21 protein-coding genes, 1 tRNA gene and 2 pseudogenes are annotated in these 20079 nt (G+C 59.5%); 13 read left to right on the forward strand and 11 right to left on the reverse strand.

Annotation, left to right across the window (positions count from 1 at the left end; translation table 11 throughout):
- Window positions 1–115 precede the first annotated feature (115 nt).
- From AACY25_RS03215 to AACY25_RS03225, 3 genes are all read right to left on the reverse strand, one after another.
- Window positions 116–976 (reverse strand): FHA domain-containing protein, encoded by an 861-nt coding sequence (locus AACY25_RS03215; RefSeq protein ID WP_339522475.1) that lies wholly within the window; start codon window positions 974–976, stop codon window positions 116–118.
- A 129-nt stretch (window positions 977–1105) separates the two neighbouring features.
- Entirely contained in the window at window positions 1106–2608 is a 1503-nt protein-coding gene (locus tag AACY25_RS03220; protein WP_339522477.1) for a serine/threonine-protein kinase, read from the reverse strand.
- 23 nt (window positions 2609–2631) lie between these two features.
- On the reverse strand, window positions 2632–3405 hold the full coding sequence (locus tag AACY25_RS03225) for a PP2C family protein-serine/threonine phosphatase (RefSeq protein ID WP_339522479.1): 774 nt from the start codon (window positions 3403–3405) through the stop codon (window positions 2632–2634).
- Window positions 3406–3684: 279 nt separating this feature from the next.
- Between AACY25_RS03225 and AACY25_RS03230 the strand changes: the two genes are divergently transcribed.
- The 7 genes from AACY25_RS03230 to AACY25_RS03260 all read left to right on the forward strand — a co-directional run bounded on the left by AACY25_RS03230 (window position 3685) and on the right by AACY25_RS03260 (window position 8038).
- The gene (locus tag AACY25_RS03230) at window positions 3685–3813 is read left to right on the forward strand and encodes a hypothetical protein (protein ID WP_339523884.1); all 129 of its coding nucleotides are present in this window, start codon (window positions 3685–3687) and stop codon (window positions 3811–3813) included.
- Window positions 3814–3882: 69 nt separating this feature from the next.
- Entirely contained in the window at window positions 3883–4317 is a 435-nt protein-coding gene (locus AACY25_RS03235) for a GNAT family N-acetyltransferase (RefSeq protein ID WP_339522480.1), read from the forward strand.
- Window positions 4318–4448: 131 nt separating this feature from the next.
- Window positions 4449–5480 (forward strand): GGDEF domain-containing protein, encoded by a 1032-nt coding sequence (locus AACY25_RS03240; RefSeq protein WP_339522482.1) that lies wholly within the window; start codon window positions 4449–4451, stop codon window positions 5478–5480.
- Window positions 5481–5625: 145 nt separating this feature from the next.
- The gene (locus AACY25_RS03245) at window positions 5626–6180 is read left to right on the forward strand and encodes a magnesium transporter (RefSeq protein WP_339522483.1); all 555 of its coding nucleotides are present in this window, start codon (window positions 5626–5628) and stop codon (window positions 6178–6180) included.
- A 118-nt stretch (window positions 6181–6298) separates the two neighbouring features.
- Window positions 6299–6814: a peptide-methionine (R)-S-oxide reductase MsrB gene (gene msrB / locus AACY25_RS03250; RefSeq protein WP_339522485.1), complete on the forward strand. Its 516-nt coding sequence runs from the start codon at window positions 6299–6301 to the stop codon at window positions 6812–6814.
- A 2-nt stretch (window positions 6815–6816) separates the two neighbouring features.
- A complete protein-coding gene (gene msrA, locus AACY25_RS03255) occupies window positions 6817–7479 on the forward strand; it encodes a peptide-methionine (S)-S-oxide reductase MsrA (protein WP_339522487.1) in 663 nt (220 codons plus the stop codon).
- Between the two features lie 121 nt (window positions 7480–7600).
- On the forward strand, window positions 7601–8038 hold the full coding sequence (locus AACY25_RS03260) for an ABA4-like family protein (RefSeq protein ID WP_339522489.1): 438 nt from the start codon (window positions 7601–7603) through the stop codon (window positions 8036–8038).
- A gap of 1 nt (window position 8039) precedes the next feature.
- Here AACY25_RS03260 and AACY25_RS03265 read toward each other — a convergent pair whose 3' ends face one another.
- Window positions 8040–8375 (reverse strand): hypothetical protein, encoded by a 336-nt coding sequence (locus AACY25_RS03265; protein WP_339522491.1) that lies wholly within the window; start codon window positions 8373–8375, stop codon window positions 8040–8042.
- A gap of 282 nt (window positions 8376–8657) precedes the next feature.
- Here AACY25_RS03265 and AACY25_RS03270 point away from each other — a divergent pair, with 282 nt between their 5' ends.
- On the forward strand, window positions 8658–9194 hold the full coding sequence (locus tag AACY25_RS03270; protein ID WP_339522492.1) for a thermonuclease family protein: 537 nt from the start codon (window positions 8658–8660) through the stop codon (window positions 9192–9194).
- 14 nt (window positions 9195–9208) lie between these two features.
- On the opposite strand, the gene AACY25_RS03275 is transcribed toward AACY25_RS03270, so the two are convergent.
- Together AACY25_RS03275 and AACY25_RS03280 are read right to left on the reverse strand one after the other, a co-directional pair.
- Window positions 9209–9284 (reverse strand) — tRNA-Thr (locus AACY25_RS03275).
- 135 nt (window positions 9285–9419) lie between these two features.
- Window positions 9420–10262: a CvfB family protein gene (locus AACY25_RS03280; RefSeq protein WP_275961125.1), complete on the reverse strand. Its 843-nt coding sequence runs from the start codon at window positions 10260–10262 to the stop codon at window positions 9420–9422.
- A gap of 312 nt (window positions 10263–10574) precedes the next feature.
- Here AACY25_RS03280 and AACY25_RS03285 point away from each other — a divergent pair, with 312 nt between their 5' ends.
- Both AACY25_RS03285 and AACY25_RS03290 read left to right on the forward strand, forming a co-directional pair.
- On the forward strand, window positions 10575–10763 hold the full coding sequence (locus AACY25_RS03285) for a hypothetical protein (protein WP_169852821.1): 189 nt from the start codon (window positions 10575–10577) through the stop codon (window positions 10761–10763).
- A gap of 229 nt (window positions 10764–10992) precedes the next feature.
- Window positions 10993–13218: an LTA synthase family protein gene (locus AACY25_RS03290; protein WP_339522495.1), complete on the forward strand. Its 2226-nt coding sequence runs from the start codon at window positions 10993–10995 to the stop codon at window positions 13216–13218.
- A 10-nt stretch (window positions 13219–13228) separates the two neighbouring features.
- Here AACY25_RS03290 and AACY25_RS03295 read toward each other — a convergent pair whose 3' ends face one another.
- Both AACY25_RS03295 and AACY25_RS03300 read right to left on the reverse strand, forming a co-directional pair.
- The gene (locus AACY25_RS03295; protein ID WP_339410234.1) at window positions 13229–13951 is read right to left on the reverse strand and encodes a substrate-binding periplasmic protein; all 723 of its coding nucleotides are present in this window, start codon (window positions 13949–13951) and stop codon (window positions 13229–13231) included.
- 192 nt (window positions 13952–14143) lie between these two features.
- Complete coding sequence (locus AACY25_RS03300) at window positions 14144–14536, reverse strand: transcriptional regulator (protein WP_339410236.1); 393 nt, start codon at window positions 14534–14536, stop codon at window positions 14144–14146.
- Between the two features lie 206 nt (window positions 14537–14742).
- Between AACY25_RS03300 and AACY25_RS03305 the strand changes: the two genes are divergently transcribed.
- From AACY25_RS03305 to AACY25_RS03315, 3 genes are all read left to right on the forward strand, one after another.
- Window positions 14743–16509: a S8/S53 family peptidase gene (locus tag AACY25_RS03305; protein ID WP_339522496.1), complete on the forward strand. Its 1767-nt coding sequence runs from the start codon at window positions 14743–14745 to the stop codon at window positions 16507–16509.
- A gap of 93 nt (window positions 16510–16602) precedes the next feature.
- A complete protein-coding gene (locus AACY25_RS03310) occupies window positions 16603–16905 on the forward strand; it encodes a hypothetical protein (protein ID WP_339410240.1) in 303 nt (100 codons plus the stop codon).
- A 121-nt stretch (window positions 16906–17026) separates the two neighbouring features.
- Window positions 17027–18007, forward strand: a complete 981-nt coding sequence (locus AACY25_RS03315) for a zinc-dependent alcohol dehydrogenase family protein (RefSeq protein WP_339522497.1) — start codon at window positions 17027–17029, stop codon at window positions 18005–18007.
- A gap of 36 nt (window positions 18008–18043) precedes the next feature.
- On the opposite strand, the pseudogene AACY25_RS03320 reads toward AACY25_RS03315, so the two are convergent.
- From AACY25_RS03320 to AACY25_RS03330, 3 genes and pseudogenes are all read right to left on the reverse strand, one after another.
- Window positions 18044–18313: pseudogene (locus AACY25_RS03320) on the reverse strand (DUF1294 domain-containing protein); the annotation flags it as partial.
- A gap of 150 nt (window positions 18314–18463) precedes the next feature.
- A pseudogene (locus AACY25_RS03325) lies at window positions 18464–18565 on the reverse strand (hypothetical protein); the annotation flags it as partial.
- Between the two features lie 4 nt (window positions 18566–18569).
- Window positions 18570–19919 (reverse strand): DEAD/DEAH box helicase, encoded by a 1350-nt coding sequence (locus AACY25_RS03330; protein WP_339522499.1) that lies wholly within the window; start codon window positions 19917–19919, stop codon window positions 18570–18572.
- Window positions 19920–20079: the final 160 nt, after the last annotated feature.

Genomic DNA, 20079 nt, shown 5'->3' on the forward strand with positions numbered 1-20079 from the left:
GCAGATGGCAGGGCAAAGGCGCGTAGCCTAACGCCAAAGCAACCATTTGGCACTGTCGTATCAAGTCAGTCCATTCACCAATCGAGCAGCACGCTGCATGCCCAACCAGGGCGGGTTAAAGCGCAAACACCGCAGCCGCCACCACCAATCCAGTCACCAGCAGCAACGCCAATGCCAGCAAAGGTTTGTTCAGGCCGCTGGGCGCACTGACGGGCGCCGCCGCAGCACGCATCGGATTGGCCTGCGCGACAGTACGCAGTGGGTTGGCCTGGCTACTCGGCGAGCTGGACAGAGGTGCCGGTTTGAGCGGTTTGGGCAGATCCACAGCGCGCATAAACAGCGTGGCATCTTCATCCTCACTCGGCGCCACGGTGCTTTTCGGACCGATCACCAGCAGGCTGACCGAGCCCATCTTCAGCTGGTCGCCAGGCTGCAACACCGCCGTCGCAACCTTCTGCTGGTTGACCAGCAGGCCATTGGCCGACGCCAGGTCCTTGACCTCCAGCACGTCATCCTTGAGGTAGAATTCGCAGTGCCGACGCGACAACTCCTGGTCGCTGAAGCACAGCTCGCACTTCACCGAGCGGCCAAAGGTCATGGAGCCGTTGATATGGAATTTCTTGCCTTCGTGCTCGCCCTGAATCACCTGCAAATACCAGCGCGCGGCCTGTTCGGCCTTGGTCTTGCTGCGCGCTGGGTCGACCAGCAGCAGCTCCACCGAGCCCAGGCGTACGCGGTCGTCGGCGCGCAGCTGGAAGCGTGTATTGATCCGTTCGTCATTGACGAAAGAGCCGCTCGGGCTGCCAACGTCGGTCAGGTAGTAGAAGCCATGGTCCTGGCGAATTTCCGCGTGAAACGGAGCGATGCTCGGGTCCACCAGCACCAGGCTGTTGCGGCTGTCCTGGCCGATGGTGAAACGCTCGTCGACCAGCCAGATCGGGGCCTGACGATTATCACTGAAGTGAATTCTGAGCATCTGCGTACTCCGCCAAAACAGTTAGCCAACCATCAGGGACTCGCCACTTAGCATCAACAGCTGGCGCAATGAGCGAGGCGCGCATGCTGCCTGCCAATCAGCCAGGTAGCAATACGCCAGCATGACGACTTAATCAAAAATGTTGTTCCACAGCCGCTTGACTGGGTTAACCGGCGCCGGCTGCTTGGTCGCCGTCGGCCGGCGCGCAGGCGTTTGGGCCAGTCGAACACGCTGCTCGTGGCCATCGAGCAATTGCAATAACTGCTCGTTGGCCGGCTCCACTTCCAGGCCCTGCTGCACCAGCGCCAAGGCCAGCGCAAACTCGCGACGCTTGTACGCGGCTTCGCTTTGCTCGATGTAACGCTGCGCCACCCGGTTGATTCCGGCCAGGGCCAGCAGGTTGTCTGGCTCCCAGGCCAGCACCTGACGGAAGTAATGAGTGGCGCTGTCGCCTTCAGGCAGCAGCAACTGCTGATCGGCCAGACGCTGCTCGGCCAACTGCAGGTACTGATTGATCCGCGCCTGCAGCACGCGCGCCAGGCCATCCAGAGCCGCCGGGTTGTCCGGGTCCAGTGCTAGCACCTGGCGGAACAGATAATCAGCGTTGTCCTGCGGCGGCTCCAGCAGGCTGCCGTTTTGCAGGCGTAATTCGGCGCGCGCCAGGTACTCGCTGATCTGCTTCTGCTGATACAGGTAATAACCACCGCCGGCCGCCCCAGCCAGTAACACGATGCCGGCCAGCAGCGAGACACATAGCGTACTGCGCGCAGTTTTGCCTCTGGCCGGTTTGCCCAGGCTGAGCGCGGGGGCGATGCGCGTGCTGTCCGGGTCATCGCGGGTCAGCTCATCGAGGCTGGCCAGCAGCACCTTGCAGTCGGCAAATCGCTCATCCGGGTCTTTCGCTAGCATGCGTTCGAGCAGCCACTGGTAGTTCTGCAAATGCGCCGGCAGTTGCGGCACGTCCATCTGCAGGTGGTTCATCACCGTTTGGGTGTAGTTGGCGGCGCGGTAGGGGTTACTGCCAGTGAGCATCTCCAGCAGGATCACCCCCAGGCTGTAGATATCACTGCGCGCATCCAGCGCCTGGCACTGCGCCTGCTCAGGGCTGCTGTAGGACGGGCTGCCGACGGCGATGCCGAACTGGGTCAGGTCATGGTCCAGCTCGACTTCCTTGGCCACGCCGAAATCGGTGATTACCGCCGTGCCGTCGCTGCGAAAGAGGATGTTGGCCGGTTTGATATCGCGGTGTACCAGGCCCTTGTCATGCACCACGGCCAGGCCGCTGGCCACCTGCTGAACGATACGTAGCGCGCGCGGCAGGTCGAATACCTCGCCCTTGTGCTGCGCCAGATCGCCACCGGGGACGAACTCCATGGTCAAGTAGTGGCGACCATCGGCGAGCTGGTCAATGTCATAGATGGTGATGATCGAGGGGTGATGCAGGGACGCTACGATGTGGCCTTCCTTGAGAAAGCGCTGGCTGAACGCCTGATCGTCCGCGCTCAGCAGCACCTTGATCGCCACCTTGCGCTGCAGCGACGCCTGGGTGGCCAGGTATACCTCGGCCATGCCGCCTTTACCCAGGCGGCCATGCACCTGATAACCGGGGATTTCGAGCAATTGTTCAGTCATGGGAGTCAGTGCACACCGGCGAATTAGGGCTTGCGGGAGGTAAACAGGCGGCTGAGCAAACCTCGCGGTTTGGCCTCGACGCTGGGCGCGGCCGCATCACGGCCGAGCACGATACAGGAGATATTATCCTTACCGCCCAGCTCGTTGGCCTGCGCCAGCAGCTGCTCCACCAGCTCATCAAGGGTATGGGCGTTGCTGCATAGTTGTTGGATCTGCGCGTCTTCAAGCTCGCCGGTCAGGCCGTCACTACAGAGCAGCAACAGCTCATGCTCACCGAGTACGCCCTGCAGCAAACCCACCTGCAGCGGCTGATCGTCGCGGCCCAGGCACTGCAGGATGACATTGCGCTGCGGATGGCTGCGCGCCGCCTCGGCGCTCATCTGCCCGGCATCGATCATCGTCTGCACCCAGCTGTGGTCGTGGGTCAGGCGCTCGATATGCCCGGCGCTGACCCGATAGGCGCGGCTGTCGCCGGCCCAGGCAATGGTGAATGCGGCGCCAGCAAAGCGCACTGCCACCAGGGTTGTGCCCATGCCGCGATGCTCTTCGGCGCGCGCAACTGAAAGAATCTGCCGATTGGCCGCATGCACCGCCTCGACCAATTCCTGGCCATCGGCGCAGGCCGCCTGCAATGTCTGCAAGGCCAGGGCGCTGGCCACTTCGCCGCATCGATGACCGCCCATGCCGTCGGCGATCGCCCACAGATTCAGCTGCGGGCAACACAACAGGGCATCTTCATTGTGCCCACGCACCCGCCCAGGCACGCTTTGGCCGGCGTAAATCAGCGCTTGTTCCATCAACGTCTCGACCTAGGGGTTAACAGTCGTACAGCAGTCAGGCTGCACGCGGCGTAATAAGCCCATGATGCGGCGGCAAACTCAGGCTGTCACCGCCAGCCGCCGATTTTGCCGGTGAACTGTTAACCAGTCGAACCCAGACCAGCCCTCTGCCTGGCCGGATAACTCCCCAGCTATTCGCCCAGCATGGGCGTAGACTCACATCACCAGCCTCGCCTCACAGCGAGGGGATGGCCCGCTCCAGAACATTCAACCACGACATTGTCAGAGGTGAAGATCATGAGCAAAGGTATGGATTCGAAGAAACAAGTGAAGAAAAAGCCGCTGAAAACCGCCAGCGAAAAGCGCATGGACAAGAAAGACAAGCAAGGTGCGAAAACCCTGCTCGGCAGCCACGCCGCCGTCTGAGCCACCGATCTGAGGCAAGCATCGTGCTTGCGCTCAGGCATTCAATCAGCCGCATGACCACTACCCGCTATGCACTACCGCCTACTCCCCGCCCCGCTCAAACCACTTGCCGACAAGTTCTACCGCAGCCAACGCTCAGCCATGCGCGCCACTGCCGGTGCCCAGCTATGGGTGGCAGAAGATCAGGAAATCGTTGCCGCGCTATGCCTGCACAAGGTCGCGCATGGCCACTGGCTAACCAGCCTGCTGGTCGATAGCACGCGGCGTGGGCAAGGCATGGCCCGTCAGTTGATCGAAGCTGCGCTGGCGGATTGCACCACACCGGTCTGGCTGTTCTGCCACCCGCAGCTAAGCGACTTCTACCAGCTTCTGGGTTTTATCCCCTGTACCGACCTACCTCAGCCGTTGGCTGAACGCCTGGCCCGCTATCAGCGCAGCAAAAGCCTGCAAGCATTCTCCCGTGCGCCCTGCACAAGCCTTACTGAACAAGGGCTGGAACCTTAGTACCAGGCAACTCGGGCGCCATTCGGCAGATAGAGGCCCACACTGGCCCTTTGCTGGTTTTTACTATTGCCATCGCCAGGGCAAGCTCTGCATGCTTAGCTCATAACAACGACAACAATGGTCTTTTCTCTATGCGCATATCGCGGCTGCTCAGGCGCCTGCGTAACGACTTTCAGTTGTCCATCATTACGCTGATGGGCCTGTTTGGCGTGATTGGTATTACCCCCTATGCCGTCTACCGGTTAGCCACCGGTAACTACTTGGTAGGCACTGCCGACACCGTAATTGTGGTTTCCACCATGCTTGCAGTGCTCTATGCCTGGCGCACCGGTGACACCGTCAAACCCGGCATTTACCTGGCCAGCATTTTCTCTATCGGCTCGACGCTGATCGCCATCAACCTGGGCGTCAACGGTCTGTTCTGGATCTACCCACTGATCCTTTTTAACTTCTATATGGTGTCGCCCACCAAGGCCTTGATTGCCACCATTCTGGTGCTCACCACCTTGGTCGGTTACGGCCAGCTAAACCCTGGGGCGGTGTTCGAAAGCGACTACCAGATGGTTTCGTTTCTGGTCACCAGCATGATGGCCAGCATCCTCAGCTTCGTCTTTGCCTACCGCACCAACAGCCAGCGCGACCAGCTACAACAACTGGCCATCCATGACCCGCTGACCGGCGCTCGCAACCGCCGGGCGATGAATGAAGAGTTGAAAATCGCCGCCTCCACCTTCCGTCGCCATGGCAACAGCTACGGCGTACTGGTGATGGACCTGGATCACTTCAAACGGATCAACGACAACCACGGCCACCAGGCCGGCGACCAGGTGCTGGTGGACTTTGTCGAGCTGATCAAAAGCTCCTCGCGCAAGGAAGACCGGCTGTTCCGCTTCGGCGGCGAGGAATTCCTCCTGCTGCTGCCCAACACCGAGCGCGCGGGCCTGGTGGCCGCCGCGCAGCACCTGCAACAGCAAGTGGCGCAGCACCTGCGCGGCCCTGGCGGGGCGGTGACCATGTCGGTCGGCGGGGCCATCCTGCGCCGCGACGAGCATTGGGAAAGCATGCTGCAGCGCGCCGACGAACGCTTGTATCGCGCTAAAAATGCCGGGCGCAACTGCATCATGATCGATGAAGACACCGCCACCGCGCTCCGTTGCCCTTAAACCCAGCGCCGCCACACAACGTCCGTATATCAGGCGAATTTCTGCTCTGCCGACAGGGCACTACACTGAACGCATAACCACAATGACCTACTTCAACACAAGCAGACGCTGGGGAGTCTGCAACCGGTAGCGAATGAGGTGCAGCATGAATAGGCATTTTTACATCAGCGACAATCTGGATGATCTCGAATCTCTGGAACACGACCTGGAAGCCAGCGGCATCAGTACCGAGCAAATCCATGTACTGAGCGAAAACGATCGCGAGCTCGAACGTCACCATCTGCATGAGGTCTCGCCCCTGCTGAAAAAGGACCTGGTCAACTCCGGCAGCAAAGGCGTGCTGATTGGCGCAGGCCTGGCGGCAGTAGTAATCGCACTGGCGTACTTCACCGGGTGGAGCAACAGCCCGGCAGGCTGGACACCCTTCGCCTTTCTAGCCCTGGTATTACTCGGCTTTTGCATCTGGGAAGGTGGCTTTCTCGGTATTCAACGCCCCAACAGTTACTTCGAACGATTCCAACACAGTCTGCACACAGGCAAACATGTGTTCTTTGTTGACGTCGCCGATAATCAGGAAGCCGTGCTGGAACAGGTCGTCAGGCAATATCCGATGTTGCAGACTGCCGGCACAGGCGTCGCAACGCCTTATTGGCTGCTGCTCTGGCAACAGAAATGGCATCAGTTCAAGAGCAGTATCTAGCCTTCAGGTTGAGCGGCCTGAGCTAAATCGTGACGCTGAGTCTCGGCATTTGCTGGCGCGCTGTAACAAGTCAGGCACGGCAGGGTCTATTGGCCACACATCAATACAGAGCACTGCCATGAAAAGACGCTCCCTGCTCAAGGGAATGGCCCTGTTGCCAGCCCTGCCCCTGCTCGGTCATGCCCCGCTCAGCCTGGCGCAAGCCATCGCTAGTAGCGTGACCCCCTTGGATAAACCCCATGACGACTGGCGCGCCCTACTGACGCCCGAAGCCTATGCCGTGCTCTTCGAAGAAGACACCGAAGCCCCTGGCAGCAGCCCGCTGAATCAGGAAAAACGCGACGGCACCTACCTCTGCGCCGCCTGCTACCTGCCGCTGTTCGCCAGCCAGGACAAATATGAAAGCGGCACCGGCTGGCCCAGCTTTACCCAGCCGATTGCCGGCCACATGGGCACCAAGCGCGACTTCAAACTGTTCTTTCCGCGCACCGAATACCACTGCGCACGCTGCGGCGGGCATCAGGGCCATGTCTTCGATGACGGTCCGAAACCGCGCGACGAACGCTGGTGCAACAACGGCGTGGCCTTGCGCTTTATCCCCCAAGGCGAAGCCTTACCTGAGCTGCGGAGCTGAATATGACTGCGATTACCTCTACCTGGCGCCGCCGTCTGCTAGCCAGCAGCATCCTCGCTCTGGGCGGCCTACTGGCCGCCTGTGAACCCACCGCCGCGCAGGCGCCACAGCCACAAGCCAGTGCGTCAATGGTGGAAAACCCTGGCGTGGCGATCTTTGCCGGCGGCTGCTTCTGGTGCACCGAATCGGACTTCGACAAAGTACCTGGAGTGATTGAAACCACCTCCGGCTATATCGGTGGGCATGTCGATAACCCCACCTACGAACAGGTCTCAGCCGGCAGCAGCGGGCATATCGAAGCGGTGCAGGTGCGCTTCGATCCGAGCAAGACCAGCTACGCCAAACTGCTGGAAGCCTTCTGGCCCACCATCGACCCGGTTACCGCCAACGCCCAGTTTTGCGACCGCGGCCCGCAGTACCGCAGCGCGATCTTCTACAGCAATGCTGAGGAGCAGCAACTGGCCGAAGCCTCCAAGGTCGCCCTGGATAAATCCGGGCGCCTACCGGCCCCGGTGGTCACGGAAATCCTCGCCGCCAGCACCTTCTACCCCGCCGAGGACTATCACCAGGACTACTACCAGCGTAACCCGCTGCGCTACAACTACTACCGCAACGGCTGCGGCCGCGACCAGCGCCTGGAGCAACTCTGGGGCAAGAAGCAGTAAGCCGCGCCCATCAGCTGGCCCTCGCGCCAGCTGATGGCATTGTATTCAGCCGCTGATACCAGGCTGCGGCAATCGTCGTATCCGCTATGGTTGAGCTCACACCTTGCCCAGTGAGCACGCCATGACCCCGTTGAAACCCCTGTTCAAACTTACCTCGCTGATCGCCCTGGGCGGCTGGCTGATGCTGGTCTGCCTGCCGTTCTGGTCTTATACAGATGAGTTGGTACTGGGTCTCAGCGTGGTGCTGCTGGCCATCGTCTATAGCTGGCTGCTGTTCGTTGCGATGCGCCAGCGCCCCGAACCGGGCAGCGGCAAGCCCGGTTTCTTCAGCCTCGGCGGAGTACTTTCGCTGCTTCGCCAACCCACCGCCGCACTGGCAGCCTGGATACATATCCTGGCGTTCGATCTGATGGTCGGGCTGTATATCCGCCATGAAGGCGCCATCGCCGGCATCAGCCACTGGGCACTGCTGCCCTGTTATGTGCTGACCCTGATGTTCGGCCCGCTGGGCCTGCTGGCATTTCTAGCGCTGCGCTGGGGGTTGGTCATGGCGGCCTGAGCTAGCGACTGCGCTCGTAGTATTCGCTGCTCTGTCCCGGATACTGCTGCACCCGGTAGCCATTGGGGTACTCGATCGTTTGCTTGATCGTCCCACGATTTTCTATCGACTGGCTGCCGTAGCGCTGCTCATGGCGCTGCAGGCCGTCAGGAAGGCGCTGCCCGCCATAAAGGTTATGGCTTTCAATGCTCTGTGAGGTGCCGATGCTGCCGCTGGCACCGGGGCTGATATAGGTTTTCGGAATGACCCGCAACGTCTGCGGCGCTTGCGGCTCGGCATACAACGGAGTCACCAGCAGAAACCCCACCAGACTGAGCACATATCTGCACATCGTCATCACAACCTCTTCGCCATGGGCGCGAAACGAACCTGAAGGTTTGGCAACAGCAGCTCGCTTGCGGTTCCGACCATTGATCCATCCAGGCGGACGCGAGCCGTTTAATTGCTCAAATTATGCGCAATCTTCCTCGTATCGTTGAAAAGCGCAAGCAAGCCCAGATTCACCAAGCAGGAAACCATCTGGTAAATCCGACGTGCTGTTTCGCGATACCCGTCCCGCTTAATCTGCTGAGCATTTATTACTATCAATGGCCGCACTCGCCTGAGCATCGCCAACCTGATGACTACCCGTATCGCTTTACTCCTTCTCGCCTGCTTGCCAACCTTCACACTGGCTGAACCATTCACCTGCCGGGTGATGACCATCAGCGAAGGCGACACCTTTAGCTGCCTGACCACTGAAAATAAGCGGCTGCGGGTGCGCCTTGCGGAAATCGACGCGCCGGAAAGAAAGCAGCCCTATGGCGCCGAAGCCAAGCAGGCCCTGTCTGATCTGGTGCTGGAAAAGCAGGTGGTTCTGCATGTGCAAGAAATCGATCGCTACGGCAGAACCCTGGCGCGCGCTTTCGTCGGCAGCGTTGACGTGAATTACACCCTGGTCGCACAAGGCGCGGCCTGGGCCTATACCGAACAGCTGAAAGACCACCGCCTCAAGGATGCCGAGACCCTGGCCAGAAATATGGGTAAAGGCCTCTGGCAGCTTCCTGCCGAAGATATAGTCGCGCCCTGGGACTGGCGCTACGCCGGCAGAATTGCTGCGCCACAAAAAACCAAACCCAGTCGAACGGCGTCGTTTTCCCAGTTCGGTGGCGGCTAACGGATTGATGTGGATGGTGCCGGAGACAGGAATCGAACCTGCGACCTTCGCGTTACGAGTGCGCTGCTCTACCGACTGAGCTACACCGGCAAGATGTCGCTTAAGTCGCGCAGTACGTTACTTGCAACGCGACTCAAGCTGACACCTCAAGCCTAGCAAGCTAACTACAGAACGTACGACTCACCGCTGGCAATGCCGTGAGTCGTAAACGCGGAGCACTGCTGCTTACTTGCTCGGCAGTTCGATACGGTCTTCGTGGATCACGATACGACCCTGTTTGTACAAGCCGCCGATGGCTTTCTTAAAGTTGCCCTTGCTGACCCGAAACAGCCCAGCAATTTCTTCAGGCGAACTTTTGTCATTCACCTTGAGTACACCATCGTGCTCGCGCAGCTTGGCCAGAATCTGTTCACCCAGGCTGCTGGCAGCTTCCTGACCAACCGGCTGCAGGCTCAGGCTGATTTTGCCGTCGGCACGCACTTCCTTGATAAAGCCTTTTTCCTGCATGCCGCTGCGCACGAACTTGAACAGCTCATTCTTGTGGATCAGGCCCCAGTGCTTGCCATTGATAATGGCCTTGAAGCCCATATCGGTGGACTCGGCCACCAGCAAGTCGACTTCCTCGCCCGCCGTGTAGTTGGCCGGCACGTTATCCAGGTAGCGATCCAGGCGTGCAGTGGCGGTGATGCGCTTGCTGCGCTTATCGAGGAATACATGCACCACGCAGTAATCACCGATCTGCAAGGGACGTTTTTCTTCGGAGTGCGGCAGCAACAAATCTTTCGGCAAACCCCAATTAAGGAATAAGCCCACGCGATTTATATCCACAACTTTCAAACTGGCAAATTCGCCTACCTGAACTTTTGGCTTTTCCGTGGTGGCAATCAATTTGTCTTCACTGTCCAAGTAAATAAAGACGTTTAACCAGTCTTCCACTTCACTTGGGGTATCACTCGGAATATAGCGTTTGGGCAATAGAATCTCGCCATCCGCGCCGCCATCCAGATACAGGCCGAAGTCGGTGTGCTTCACCACCTGCAAACTATTCATTCGTCCAATTACAGCCATGATGCCCTACCCTCATTACCAGGCCGGCATTCTAGCCGACTCGCCTGTTAATTTCTCGGCCTACCGGCCATCGCACCGCGCCAGCCTGATGACCTGCGGGGCAATCCGACCGATGGCCCAGAGCGCGAAACGCGGCCTCAACACGAATTATCTATTCTTATTAAAACAATCACTTACCGGCATATCTGCTAATCACTAGGACTATTTACAGAATAATCTCTCTGCATATCGCTACATCCGAGCTTTATTTATCAAGCAATTGTCAAGTATTTCGAGTATTATGCGCGGCCAAATTAATTTTTGAGTAGGTTAATGGCCGTCATGCGCGTAAAAGCATCCAACAGCAAACCCAAGCCGGCTCCAGCCGTGGAAACCAGCGCCTCGATCGACGCACAGATCGAAGCCTTCCTGAAATCCGGCGGGGAAATTCAGCAAATTGCCAAAGGCGTCAGCGGTCAGGTGTACGGCACCACCAAGCAGATCACCATCGGCAAAAAGTAACGCTTTCTGGCCATGCAGCGCTTTGCTCGCAATGACAAGGCGCTGGCCAGTGCATAACCACCCCTAATCTCCCCGCTCTCCACCTCATCACAACACCCGTTGTTTTGCCCTTTTGTGCCCCGCGCACTGGCGCTTAGCACATCCTTGTTTCAGAATCATGTCAGCCCGCATCTTGCGGCTGATTCGGCATTGCCGTAGCTAAACCATGGCAATTGCCCCAGGAGTACCCGTGCGCGTTACCTGCAATTGGCTGCGACAGCCTTTCAGCACCCTACTTATTCTCGGCTTGTTATTGCTTGTCCTGCCGTTGCTCAGCCGCTATGCCCTAGGCTGGTCACATACCTATGGCTATCTATCCGACCTGGCAATTGGCAGCCTGCTGCTGGTTGTTATTCACCAGCGCTCCTGGCTGCTAGGCGTTCTCCTGCTGCTGGGCTGGTGCATCTTTACCCTAAGCACCGCCGAGCTGGTCAATGCAGTGGGGCGTATGCCCGAGCCTGCCGACCTGCAATACCTGGGTGATGCACAATTTATCAGTCACTCAACTCAGGGCAGCGGCTTGAGCCAACCGCTATTGGCTATAGCCATGGCCGTGCTGGTCACGCTTTACCTGGGCCTGCGCAGCGTACAAACGCCACGTCGCACAGCCCCGCTTGCACGCACCTGGCTGCTGCTTCCACTAGCACTGTTTGCGGTGCACAGCGTTGGCCAGCAATTCAAACCCAGCCAAGCGGATCAATGGCTGCAGTTCAACCTGCCGCACAAGCTGCTGGCGGAAAATAGCAATATCGCTCAACAACACCTAGCCGACTGGCTCGCGAATGATGAAGCCAGCAGCCCTGCCGATATCAGCGGCCTAAATCAACTTGACCTGAATGGCATGCCACTGCTCAAGCAGGCTGGCAGCGCCCGCAACGTGCTGATCATTACCCTGGAAGGCGTAACCGGCGCTTATTTGCAAGCCAGCCGTCAAGCCATCGGCAGCAGCTATACGCAAGACCCGATGCCGCGCCTAAGCCAATGGGCCGAGCGCGGCATGCTCACCACCGACTATGTGCTGCACGGCCATCAGACCATCCGCGGCCTCTACGCCATGCTCTGCGGCGACTACAACAAACTCGACTCTGGCACCCCGAAGGGCGTTGAACTGCTCAACAACCCGGCGCGCAGCGAGCAATGCCTACCCGCACAACTGCGCGAACGCGGCCTCAGCACGCACTTTCTGCAAGGGGCCGGGCTGCGCTTTATGGCCAAAGACCAGATCATGCCGCAGATGGGCTTCGACAAGACCTTGGGCCGCGACTGGTTCAAGAACAAGCCCTATCTCGAGTTCCCCTGGGGCATGGACGACAAGGCCTACTTCGAAGGCGCTCTGGGGTACGTGCAACAGCTGCGCAAGAAGCGCCAGCCCTGGATGCTCACCCTGCTGACTGTGGGCACCCACCAGCCCTACTCCGCCCCACAGGACTACCTAGACCGCCACCCCAACGCCAAGCTGGCGGCGATTGCCTATCTGGATGATGCCGTTGCCGACTTTCTCACTGCCCTGGAAAAACAAGGCGTAATGAAGGACACCCTGGTGATTGTCACCTCGGACGAATCCCACGGTCTGGAGAACGTCCGCCTGGCTTCGGCTTGGGGCTTCAACCTGCTGCTGGCCCCTGAGCAGACACAGTTGCCGGCGCGCAAGCACGGCGTTTATGGTCATGTCGACCTGACAGCCTCGGTACTCGACTATTTCGCCTTCCCGGTGCCGGCCAATATTGCCGGCCGCTCATTGCTGCGCGATTACACCACGGGCCGCGAGATCATCTCCTACACCAACGGTCTGTTACGCCAGCATGACGGCAACGGCACGCTGACCGAGTGCGACTTCCAGAATGTCTGTCGACGCTACGCCAGCCCTGGTTTTATTGCCGATAGCGCACGCTATCTGGGCCGTGTCAGCGGCAAGCCGGCGCGCTTGATCAGCCAGCAAGCGGCTCTGCTCGACCAATCGTTGAGCAACGGCAGCCAGGCCGAGCAGCGCTACCAGTTCGCCAACCAGCACCCCATCAAACTCAAACCCAGCGTCAGTGATGACTGGGCGGATAACCTGGTGGGTGCACAGTACCTGACGCTGGGGGCGAAAACTCAAACCACCGTGACCCTGAAAATCCGCGCGCTGGGTTTGGGTAAACAGGGCGCCACGCTGCAATTGAAAACCAAGGAATACGACCGCAATGTGGAACTGCCGATTCCTGAGCTGCCGCTGCTGACCCGCGACAAGCCAGTCGAAGTCAGCTTCACCTTCGACAATCCGCAAGCGCGCAAGGCGTTCTCCTTCCATCTGCTGGGACAAGGCCAGGGCGCTATCGAGATCGTCGATTTCAGCGTCAGTAGCAGCCCGCTACAAACCCGGACAAAGCTGCTGGCCGCCCAGGAGGGCCTCGACGAAGAGCCCCTGAGCCGCTAGGCCTGAGGCGTCAGTGCATCGCGTAACGGCGCTCGATGGCAATGTATTCACCATTTTCCCGAATCGTCGCCAACCCTTGATTGAAGCGCTCGCAATGAGCCTGCTGGCGGCAACCCAGCTTGTAGTCCGTAGCCGCAAAAATCGGATAGAGGGCTAGCGGCTGAGTTACGTCGACCTGGGTGTACACCTCGCGGTTGAAGTAACGCAGAATGCGCATATCCGTTACGACCACATCCACCCGGCCGCTGTAGAGCATGCGATTGCGGGCAATCTGGAAGGCTTCCTCGCGATAACGCGGGTTGTTTTCAGCCATGGCCTGAAACTCGCTACCCAGCAGAAAACGCGCACGCTGGAAGGCATTAACCGAGTAGCCGACCAAATCGCTAATGCGCTGGATATCCAGGTTTCGTGAACGCAACGCCACTGCAACGTTCTGGTAACGGATATAGACGTCCGAATAGAAAATTGAACCGCCACTGCGCTCGTTGGTGGTGGCGATAACGTCGATCTGGCCCTTGCTCAGCATCAGGTTCAAGCGCTCCATCGGCGCGTAGTACGCCACCGGCTCCAGCCCGCCGCGTTGCGCAGCAGTCATCACGATGTCGTACTCCAGACCACGGGCTTCACTCTCGAAAATATACGGCGGCTTGTGCGTACCAAAGCCTACGCGCAAGGCTTGCGCCGAGGCATTCAGGCTGCACGACAATAAACAACAGAGCCACAACCACTTCATGGTGATACCCGAGTTAAACCAGTGCCCAGCATAGCCGGCTCTGGGGTAACTCTGCATGGCTCTATCACTGAGGTCGATTAAGCAGCCGTGCAGGGAAGGCCTGCACGGTAGGCATATGCCGAGTGCTCCAAACAAATACCAAAGCCCTGGCTGCTGCCCAGCCATAACCCGGCCGGTCATAACCAGCGGCCATTAAAGGAGATTGGCTTTGCCTGCAGTTTCGTCAAAAACCTCCGGCACCAGGGCCGCCGTGCCTTGGTCGTCAAGCAGTTCACGGGAGTGCTCGCCCCCAGGAATACTGCTGTCAATCATGCTAAGCAGCTGCAAGCCGCGTGGCGTCAATACGAAGTTTTCGCCGTTACCACCCTCTTCCTCTGGTCGCGGCTCGATAAAACCCGCACTCAGCAATTGTGACTCATACTCTGCGGCCTGCGCCTTCAATGCATCCAGATCACGAGTGTGCTCACCCGCGCGCTCAAGCTCCTGCGCGAGTTCCTCGGCATAAGCCCGAGGGGCGAAATTTTTACCGGCAGAGTTTTGCACCTCATGCAGCAAGCGCTCGATAAGATCCCAGTTATAAGACATATCACCTTCTCCCGTTTACGTTGCGCTCACCCTGTGGCAAGCGCGAGGGACTCAATCGCACGTCGCGCATGGCCCTCTTAATTTCGGACCCATGCATAGCCGCTTAGGTTCGACCTTAAGCTGAACCGTGCCTGCGCACCCTGAACCATGCGCTTATAGCAGCAGTCAGACATTCGGCACCTGACATGCTTCGAGGTTTGTGCCCCATGCGTCTATCCCAGCCATTACTGGCCATTGCAATACTGACCATCATCACAGCTGCTCAGGCAGAAACGCCGCTGCGCCTGACGCACCTGCAGCGCTGCGGCGACCTATTCGACAAGCGTCAGCAGCATTTCTGCCTTGAGAGCCAGGGCTTACAACGCGGGCCGCTCAAGCTGATATTCAATGGCGCGCCGCTGCCGAGCACGGCAATAGAACGCAGCGGCAAGAAATTACAGATCAAGATTGCACAAGGCAGCCAAAAAAGCGGACCGATCTGGCTGGAGCAGCAGGGCCAAGCCAGCAATCCGGTTTGGCTGTCGCTCAAAGGTAGCCACGTGGTAGCCGCTAAACCCGACGAAGTGGCGAAGAACATGGACGGGCTGACCACCTATGTCGACCTGATCAGCCTGATTATCGAGGAAGACGCCGACGGCCTGGCCGTGTCGCGTCAGCTCGCGCAGAAATACGGCGCCACCGTGGTGGGTGCCATTGCCCCGCTCAACACCTACCAGTTGCGCTTACCGGTGGACAATCTCATTGAGCGTGACGCCATAGTGTTGCGCCTGGGCAGTGAGGTCAGCGTGGACGCCGTGGTGATCGAGGAATCCGGCGCGGAAGAAGGCGACGCTATGGCCCAGAACAGCCCTGCGGCAAATACGCCGAAGCAGAATGAATGGACCGCCAATCGCTTTCTCGACGCGGTCAATTATTACCAACGGCGCATTCCAGCCAAAAACTCGCCCATACCGACCACACCGGTGCGCATCGGCCTGATCGAGCGCGAGGTGGATTTCGATGCGGCCGATTTCAGTGACTACCTGGGTGCCGCTGCGCGCGCCGATGGCAAACCCCATACCCGCTTGTACGCCCGCGATGCCGCGCGGCCGGACGGGCACGGATCAACCGTCGCAGGGATTCTCGCCGCACGCTGGGATAAGGGCGGCAACACCGGCTTCCTGCGAGGTCTAGACGGTGCCGGGCCGGGCTTTGAGGTGATCGTTGAACGCAATTCGGATGCGGGCATCACTGCCAACATCGCCGCGTCGGTCAACTTGGTCGAGGATGGTGTGCGGGTGCTCAACTGGAGCTGGGGCCTTCATCGCATCGGTGCGAAAAACATTCGCGGCGACGAGGTCGACTCACTGGTTCGCTCGGGACTGGCCATGAGCGGCTATGAGGAACTGCTCGAAGAGTTTTTCTTGTGGCTGCGCAGCGAGCATCCCGAGGTGGTTGTGGTCAACTCGGCCGGCAATGGCGCGGCGTTCTCCGGTGCCGATGAATATCGGCTGCCGTCCTCGTTTATTACCGATCAGCTGCTGGTAGTGGGCGGGCATCAACGTAGCGAGAACGACGTGCCGGTGGAGGATGCCGGCTACGCCATCAAACGCAGCTCATCGAATGTCGATACCCGGGTCGATATCAGCGCCGCTGCCTGCGTGCAGGCCTCCACCATGGGCGCGGATGAGCAAGGCGATATCCATTGTGGAACCTCTTACGCCACTCCACTGGTCGCCGGCCTGATCGCTGGCGTGCTGTCGATCAACCCGGACCTGCACCCCGCCCAGCTGCGCATGCTGTTGCGCCGAAGCGCCATGACCTTGGGGGAAGAGTTCGACTTCGAACCGACCGACGCCGAGGACCTGACCGCGCCGATTCTGCCCTCCGAACGCGACTACGAGTTGAATAACCCGGACATTGGCCGCTCCGCGCGACTCGATATGCAAAAGGCCCTCGATCTTGCGGTGAAAAGCCGCGACCGCGTGCGCTAGAGCCAACTGTAGCTACCCGACAACGCCTGAACTTCCAAGGCCAGCTGAACTCAACCGAAGACGCCAGCCTGTTTCGCCCGCGAGGACATAGCCATGAAGACTAATCTGCCAAGTAAAACTGCCATCGGCCTTTGCGCCGCCTTCGCTTTATTTGCCCAGAGCCCGACCTACGCATCCTGCACGGCCGAAGAGGCGACCGCCAAAGCCGAGCAACTCGCGGCAAAAATCGCAGAAATCACCGAGAAAGACCCAGACCGTGCGGCCCAGTTGCGCGCAGAACTTAAAGAAGTATCGCCGCAGACCTCGTCCGACGAATTAGACACGGCGTGCGAGGGTTATGAACAACGCATCAAAGAGCTGGAAGAAGCCGGGGATGAAGTTGATAGCCAAAACTAGCCATCGCCCAGGTTGTTCAGCCGCCGCCAATCACTCATGTCGATGACAGAGGATTCGCCTCGCCTTGGCCACTCCGGTCTAGACTGCAGCCACTGTGTCCAGCCCCTAGCGGAGAATGTCCATGCTTAAAGCCGAGTACCAACACCGCGGCCCGCAACCCCATGAAGTGATCAGCGCAGTTGAGCTAAAACTGCCAGAGCCTGGCGCCGGTCAGGTACGGATCAAGGTACTGGCCGCACCGATTAATCCATCCGATGTGCTGACCCTTACTGGTGAGTACGGCATGCTGCCGCCACTGCCGGCGATTGGCGGTAATGAAGGCGTCGGTCGGATCGAAGCGCTGGGCGCCGAGGTCGGCAACCTGAAGGTCGGTCAGATGGTGTTGCTGCCGGTGGGTTGCGGCACCTGGGTCAGCCACCTCAACGCCCCGGCGAACAAGCTGATTCCGCTGCCCGAAGCCGACCCGCAGCAACTGGCGATGCTCACGGTAAACCCGCCGACCGCATCCCTGATGCTCAGTGAATTCGTCGACCTCAAACCCGGCGATTGGGTGATCCAGAACGCGGCCAACTCTGGCGTCGGCAGCTACCTGATCCAACTGGCCAAGCTGCGCGGCTTCAAAACCATCAACGTGGTACGCCGTGAGTCGGCCGTGGCGGGCGTTGAGGCCGAAGGCGGTGACGTGGTACTGGTCGATGGCCCGGACCTGGCCAAGCGGGTACGCGCAGCCACTGCCGGTGCAAACGTGCGTTTGGGTATCGATGCGGTAGGCGGCGAGTCTACCGACCACCTGGCTGCCAGCCTGTGCGACGGCGGCGTGCTGGTTAACTACGGCATGATGAGCCGCCAGCCGTGTCAGGTTTCACCCTCGTCGTTTGTCTTCCGGGACGTCAGCCTGCGTGGCTTCTGGTTGGCCAAGTGGTTCCAGAACGCCAGCCAGGCCGAACAGATGAAGGTGTTTGGCGAGTTGGTACAGTTGATCGCCAGCGGCAAGCTACACACCCGCGTTGCTGCCACCTATGACGTCAGCGAGATCAAGCAGGCCGTAGCAGCCGCCGCCGATGGCGAGCGCGATGGCAAGATATTGATCGTACCGAAGTAATCCTCAGGTGAACGGCGGTGGATACCACGCCGTCGTTCAGCCGCCTGTTGGCGTATTGCTCAACCACAGCACCAGCCCCGCCAGGGACAGGTGCAGCAAGACGATCAACCAGAACAGCAGCTGATAACTCAGTTTGCGGTTCTTGTGCCGAATCAGCCGCTGCGCCAGAAAACCGCCTGGCCAGCCACCCAACAACTCATACAGATGCAGGCGCGCCTCGGGTGTGCGCTGCTGGCCTTTGATGGCGAACTGTTTGTCGCGGTAGTAGGCGATAAAGCAGATCACGCTCATCAGCCCGTAAACCAGTGCGAGCACAGACAGCACATCGACCCCGACCAGCAGCGGCTGCAGCCGTTCGTGCCAGAGCGGTGCAACACCCTGCAGCAGCGGCGGGTAGCTGGCGTAGTCGCTGACACTCAAGGCCAGGTTGCTGTGGGCAATGCTGCAGGGCTGATCGGTGTAGAGCACCACACCGTCAGGCTGCACGCATTTGTGCACCGCGCCCTGGGCCTGCGCGGCGATTAACAGTGCAACAATCCAGCAGACCCAGCGGCCCACGCCGTTACTCGGCAGCTGGCGTACGGCGCTTCAGCGGCGCCAGGCCGTCCTGGCTGACCAACACCGGCGCATCGGGTTTCGGCCGGTTGATGGTGTTGCGCTTCGGCGCCTTGGCTGCCGGCTTCTTCGTGGCGAGCTTCTTGCCGGTTTTCGGGTCGATCTTTTTCTTCTTCGGGCCAACCGCCTTGCCGGACGCCTTGAGGTTTTTCGGGCCCTGGTAGATGCCCTTTAGGTCCTTGATATTGCGTCGCTCGAAACGCTGCTTGAGGTAGCGCTCGATGCTCGACATCAGCGCCCAGTCGTTATGGCAGATCAGCGAGATCGCCAGACCTTCAGCGCCAGCACGGCCGGTGCGGCCGATACGGTGCACGTATTCATCGCCGGAACGCGGCATATCGAAGTTGATCACCAGATCCAGACCGTCAACATCCAGGCCACGGGCCGCCACATCGGTGGCCACCAGAATCTTCACCGCGCCCTGCTTGAGGCGGTCGATGGCCAGCTTGCGATCCTTCTGGTCCTTCTCGCCGTGCAACACAAAGGTTTTGAAGTCGTGAGCGACCAACTTGCCATACAGGCGGTCAGCCTGGACGCGGGTGTTGGTGAAGATGATCGCCTTGTCGTAGGTCTCGTTCTTCAGCAGCCACTCGACCAGACGCTCTTTGTGATGATTGTGGTCAGCGGTGATGATCTGCTGACGGGTGCCTTCGTTGAGCTGGCTGACGCGGTTGAGCTGCAGGTGTTCAGGCTCTTTCAGCACCTTACCGACCACTTCACGCAGCACTGCGCCGCCACTGGTGGCGGAGAACAGCAGGGTCTGGCGATCGGAGTTGCACAGCTCGGACAAACGCTGCACGTCCTCGGCAAAACCCATGTCGAGCATGCGGTCGGCTTCATCGAGCACCAGCACTTCGACTTCATCAAGCAGCAGGTTACCGGCGTTGGCGTGTTCGATCAGACGGCCAGGCGTGCCGATCAGAATATCCACCTTGCGCAGCATGGCGGCCTGCACCTTGAAGTCTTCACCACCGGTGATCAACCCGCCTTTGAGGAAGGTGAACTGAGCGAAGCGCTCGACCTCTTTCAGGGTCTGCTGCGCCAGCTCGCGGGTCGGCAACAGAATCATGGCGCGTACGCTCATGCGCGGCTGGGAAGCGCCATCGCCGAGCAGGCGATTGAGCATCGGCAGTACAAAGGCCGCGGTCTTGCCGCTGCCGGTTTGCGCGGTAACCCGCAGGTCTTTTCCTTGCAGCGCCAGCGGAATGGCCGCCAACTGCACCGGGGTAGGCTCGACAAAGTTAAGCTCGGCCACGGCTTTGAGCAGGCGTTCATGCAGGGCGAATTGGGAAAACACGGGTATACCTCGACAAAAAATCAGCAAAACAGCGGCATAGATTACCGGTTCTGCCGGCTAAAAGCCCTAACGGCCTGGCCAACGGCGTCTGTAACCAAGTTCGCAGCTCTGCGAGAGGACGATCAAATGGCGTAGATCGACACCTCCGGTCAGGCCACTA

This window comes from Pseudomonas sp. EA_35y_Pfl2_R111 (genome assembly GCF_963970955.1).
In the GTDB taxonomy this organism is placed as follows: Bacteria; Pseudomonadota; Gammaproteobacteria; order Pseudomonadales; family Pseudomonadaceae; genus Aquipseudomonas.

What these genes read in the sequence shown, in the direction of transcription:
- AACY25_RS03215 (WP_339522475.1), bottom strand. Translation starts at nt 976, where the DNA reads ATGCTCAGAATTCACTTCAGTGATAATCGTCAGGCCCCGATCTGGCTG.
- AACY25_RS03220 (WP_339522477.1), bottom strand. Translation starts at nt 2,608, where the DNA reads ATGACTGAACAATTGCTCGAAATCCCCGGTTATCAGGTGCATGGCCGC.
- AACY25_RS03225 (WP_339522479.1), bottom strand. Translation starts at nt 3,405, where the DNA reads ATGGAACAAGCGCTGATTTACGCCGGCCAAAGCGTGCCTGGGCGGGTG.
- AACY25_RS03230 (WP_339523884.1), top strand. Translation starts at nt 3,685, where the DNA reads ATGAGCAAAGGTATGGATTCGAAGAAACAAGTGAAGAAAAAGCCGCTG.
- AACY25_RS03235 (WP_339522480.1), top strand. Translation starts at nt 3,883, where the DNA reads ATGCACTACCGCCTACTCCCCGCCCCGCTCAAACCACTTGCCGACAAG.
- AACY25_RS03240 (WP_339522482.1), top strand. Translation starts at nt 4,449, where the DNA reads ATGCGCATATCGCGGCTGCTCAGGCGCCTGCGTAACGACTTTCAGTTG.
- AACY25_RS03245 (WP_339522483.1), top strand. Translation starts at nt 5,626, where the DNA reads ATGAATAGGCATTTTTACATCAGCGACAATCTGGATGATCTCGAATCT.
- msrB (WP_339522485.1), top strand. Translation starts at nt 6,299, where the DNA reads ATGAAAAGACGCTCCCTGCTCAAGGGAATGGCCCTGTTGCCAGCCCTG.
- msrA (WP_339522487.1), top strand. Translation starts at nt 6,817, where the DNA reads ATGACTGCGATTACCTCTACCTGGCGCCGCCGTCTGCTAGCCAGCAGC.
- AACY25_RS03260 (WP_339522489.1), top strand. Translation starts at nt 7,601, where the DNA reads ATGACCCCGTTGAAACCCCTGTTCAAACTTACCTCGCTGATCGCCCTG.
- AACY25_RS03265 (WP_339522491.1), bottom strand. Translation starts at nt 8,375, where the DNA reads ATGACGATGTGCAGATATGTGCTCAGTCTGGTGGGGTTTCTGCTGGTG.
- AACY25_RS03270 (WP_339522492.1), top strand. Translation starts at nt 8,658, where the DNA reads ATGACTACCCGTATCGCTTTACTCCTTCTCGCCTGCTTGCCAACCTTC.
- AACY25_RS03280 (WP_275961125.1), bottom strand. Translation starts at nt 10,262, where the DNA reads ATGGCTGTAATTGGACGAATGAATAGTTTGCAGGTGGTGAAGCACACC.
- AACY25_RS03285 (WP_169852821.1), top strand. Translation starts at nt 10,575, where the DNA reads ATGGCCGTCATGCGCGTAAAAGCATCCAACAGCAAACCCAAGCCGGCT.
- AACY25_RS03295 (WP_339410234.1), bottom strand. Translation starts at nt 13,951, where the DNA reads ATGAAGTGGTTGTGGCTCTGTTGTTTATTGTCGTGCAGCCTGAATGCC.
- AACY25_RS03300 (WP_339410236.1), bottom strand. Translation starts at nt 14,536, where the DNA reads ATGTCTTATAACTGGGATCTTATCGAGCGCTTGCTGCATGAGGTGCAA.
- AACY25_RS03305 (WP_339522496.1), top strand. Translation starts at nt 14,743, where the DNA reads ATGCGTCTATCCCAGCCATTACTGGCCATTGCAATACTGACCATCATC.
- AACY25_RS03310 (WP_339410240.1), top strand. Translation starts at nt 16,603, where the DNA reads ATGAAGACTAATCTGCCAAGTAAAACTGCCATCGGCCTTTGCGCCGCC.
- AACY25_RS03315 (WP_339522497.1), top strand. Translation starts at nt 17,027, where the DNA reads ATGCTTAAAGCCGAGTACCAACACCGCGGCCCGCAACCCCATGAAGTG.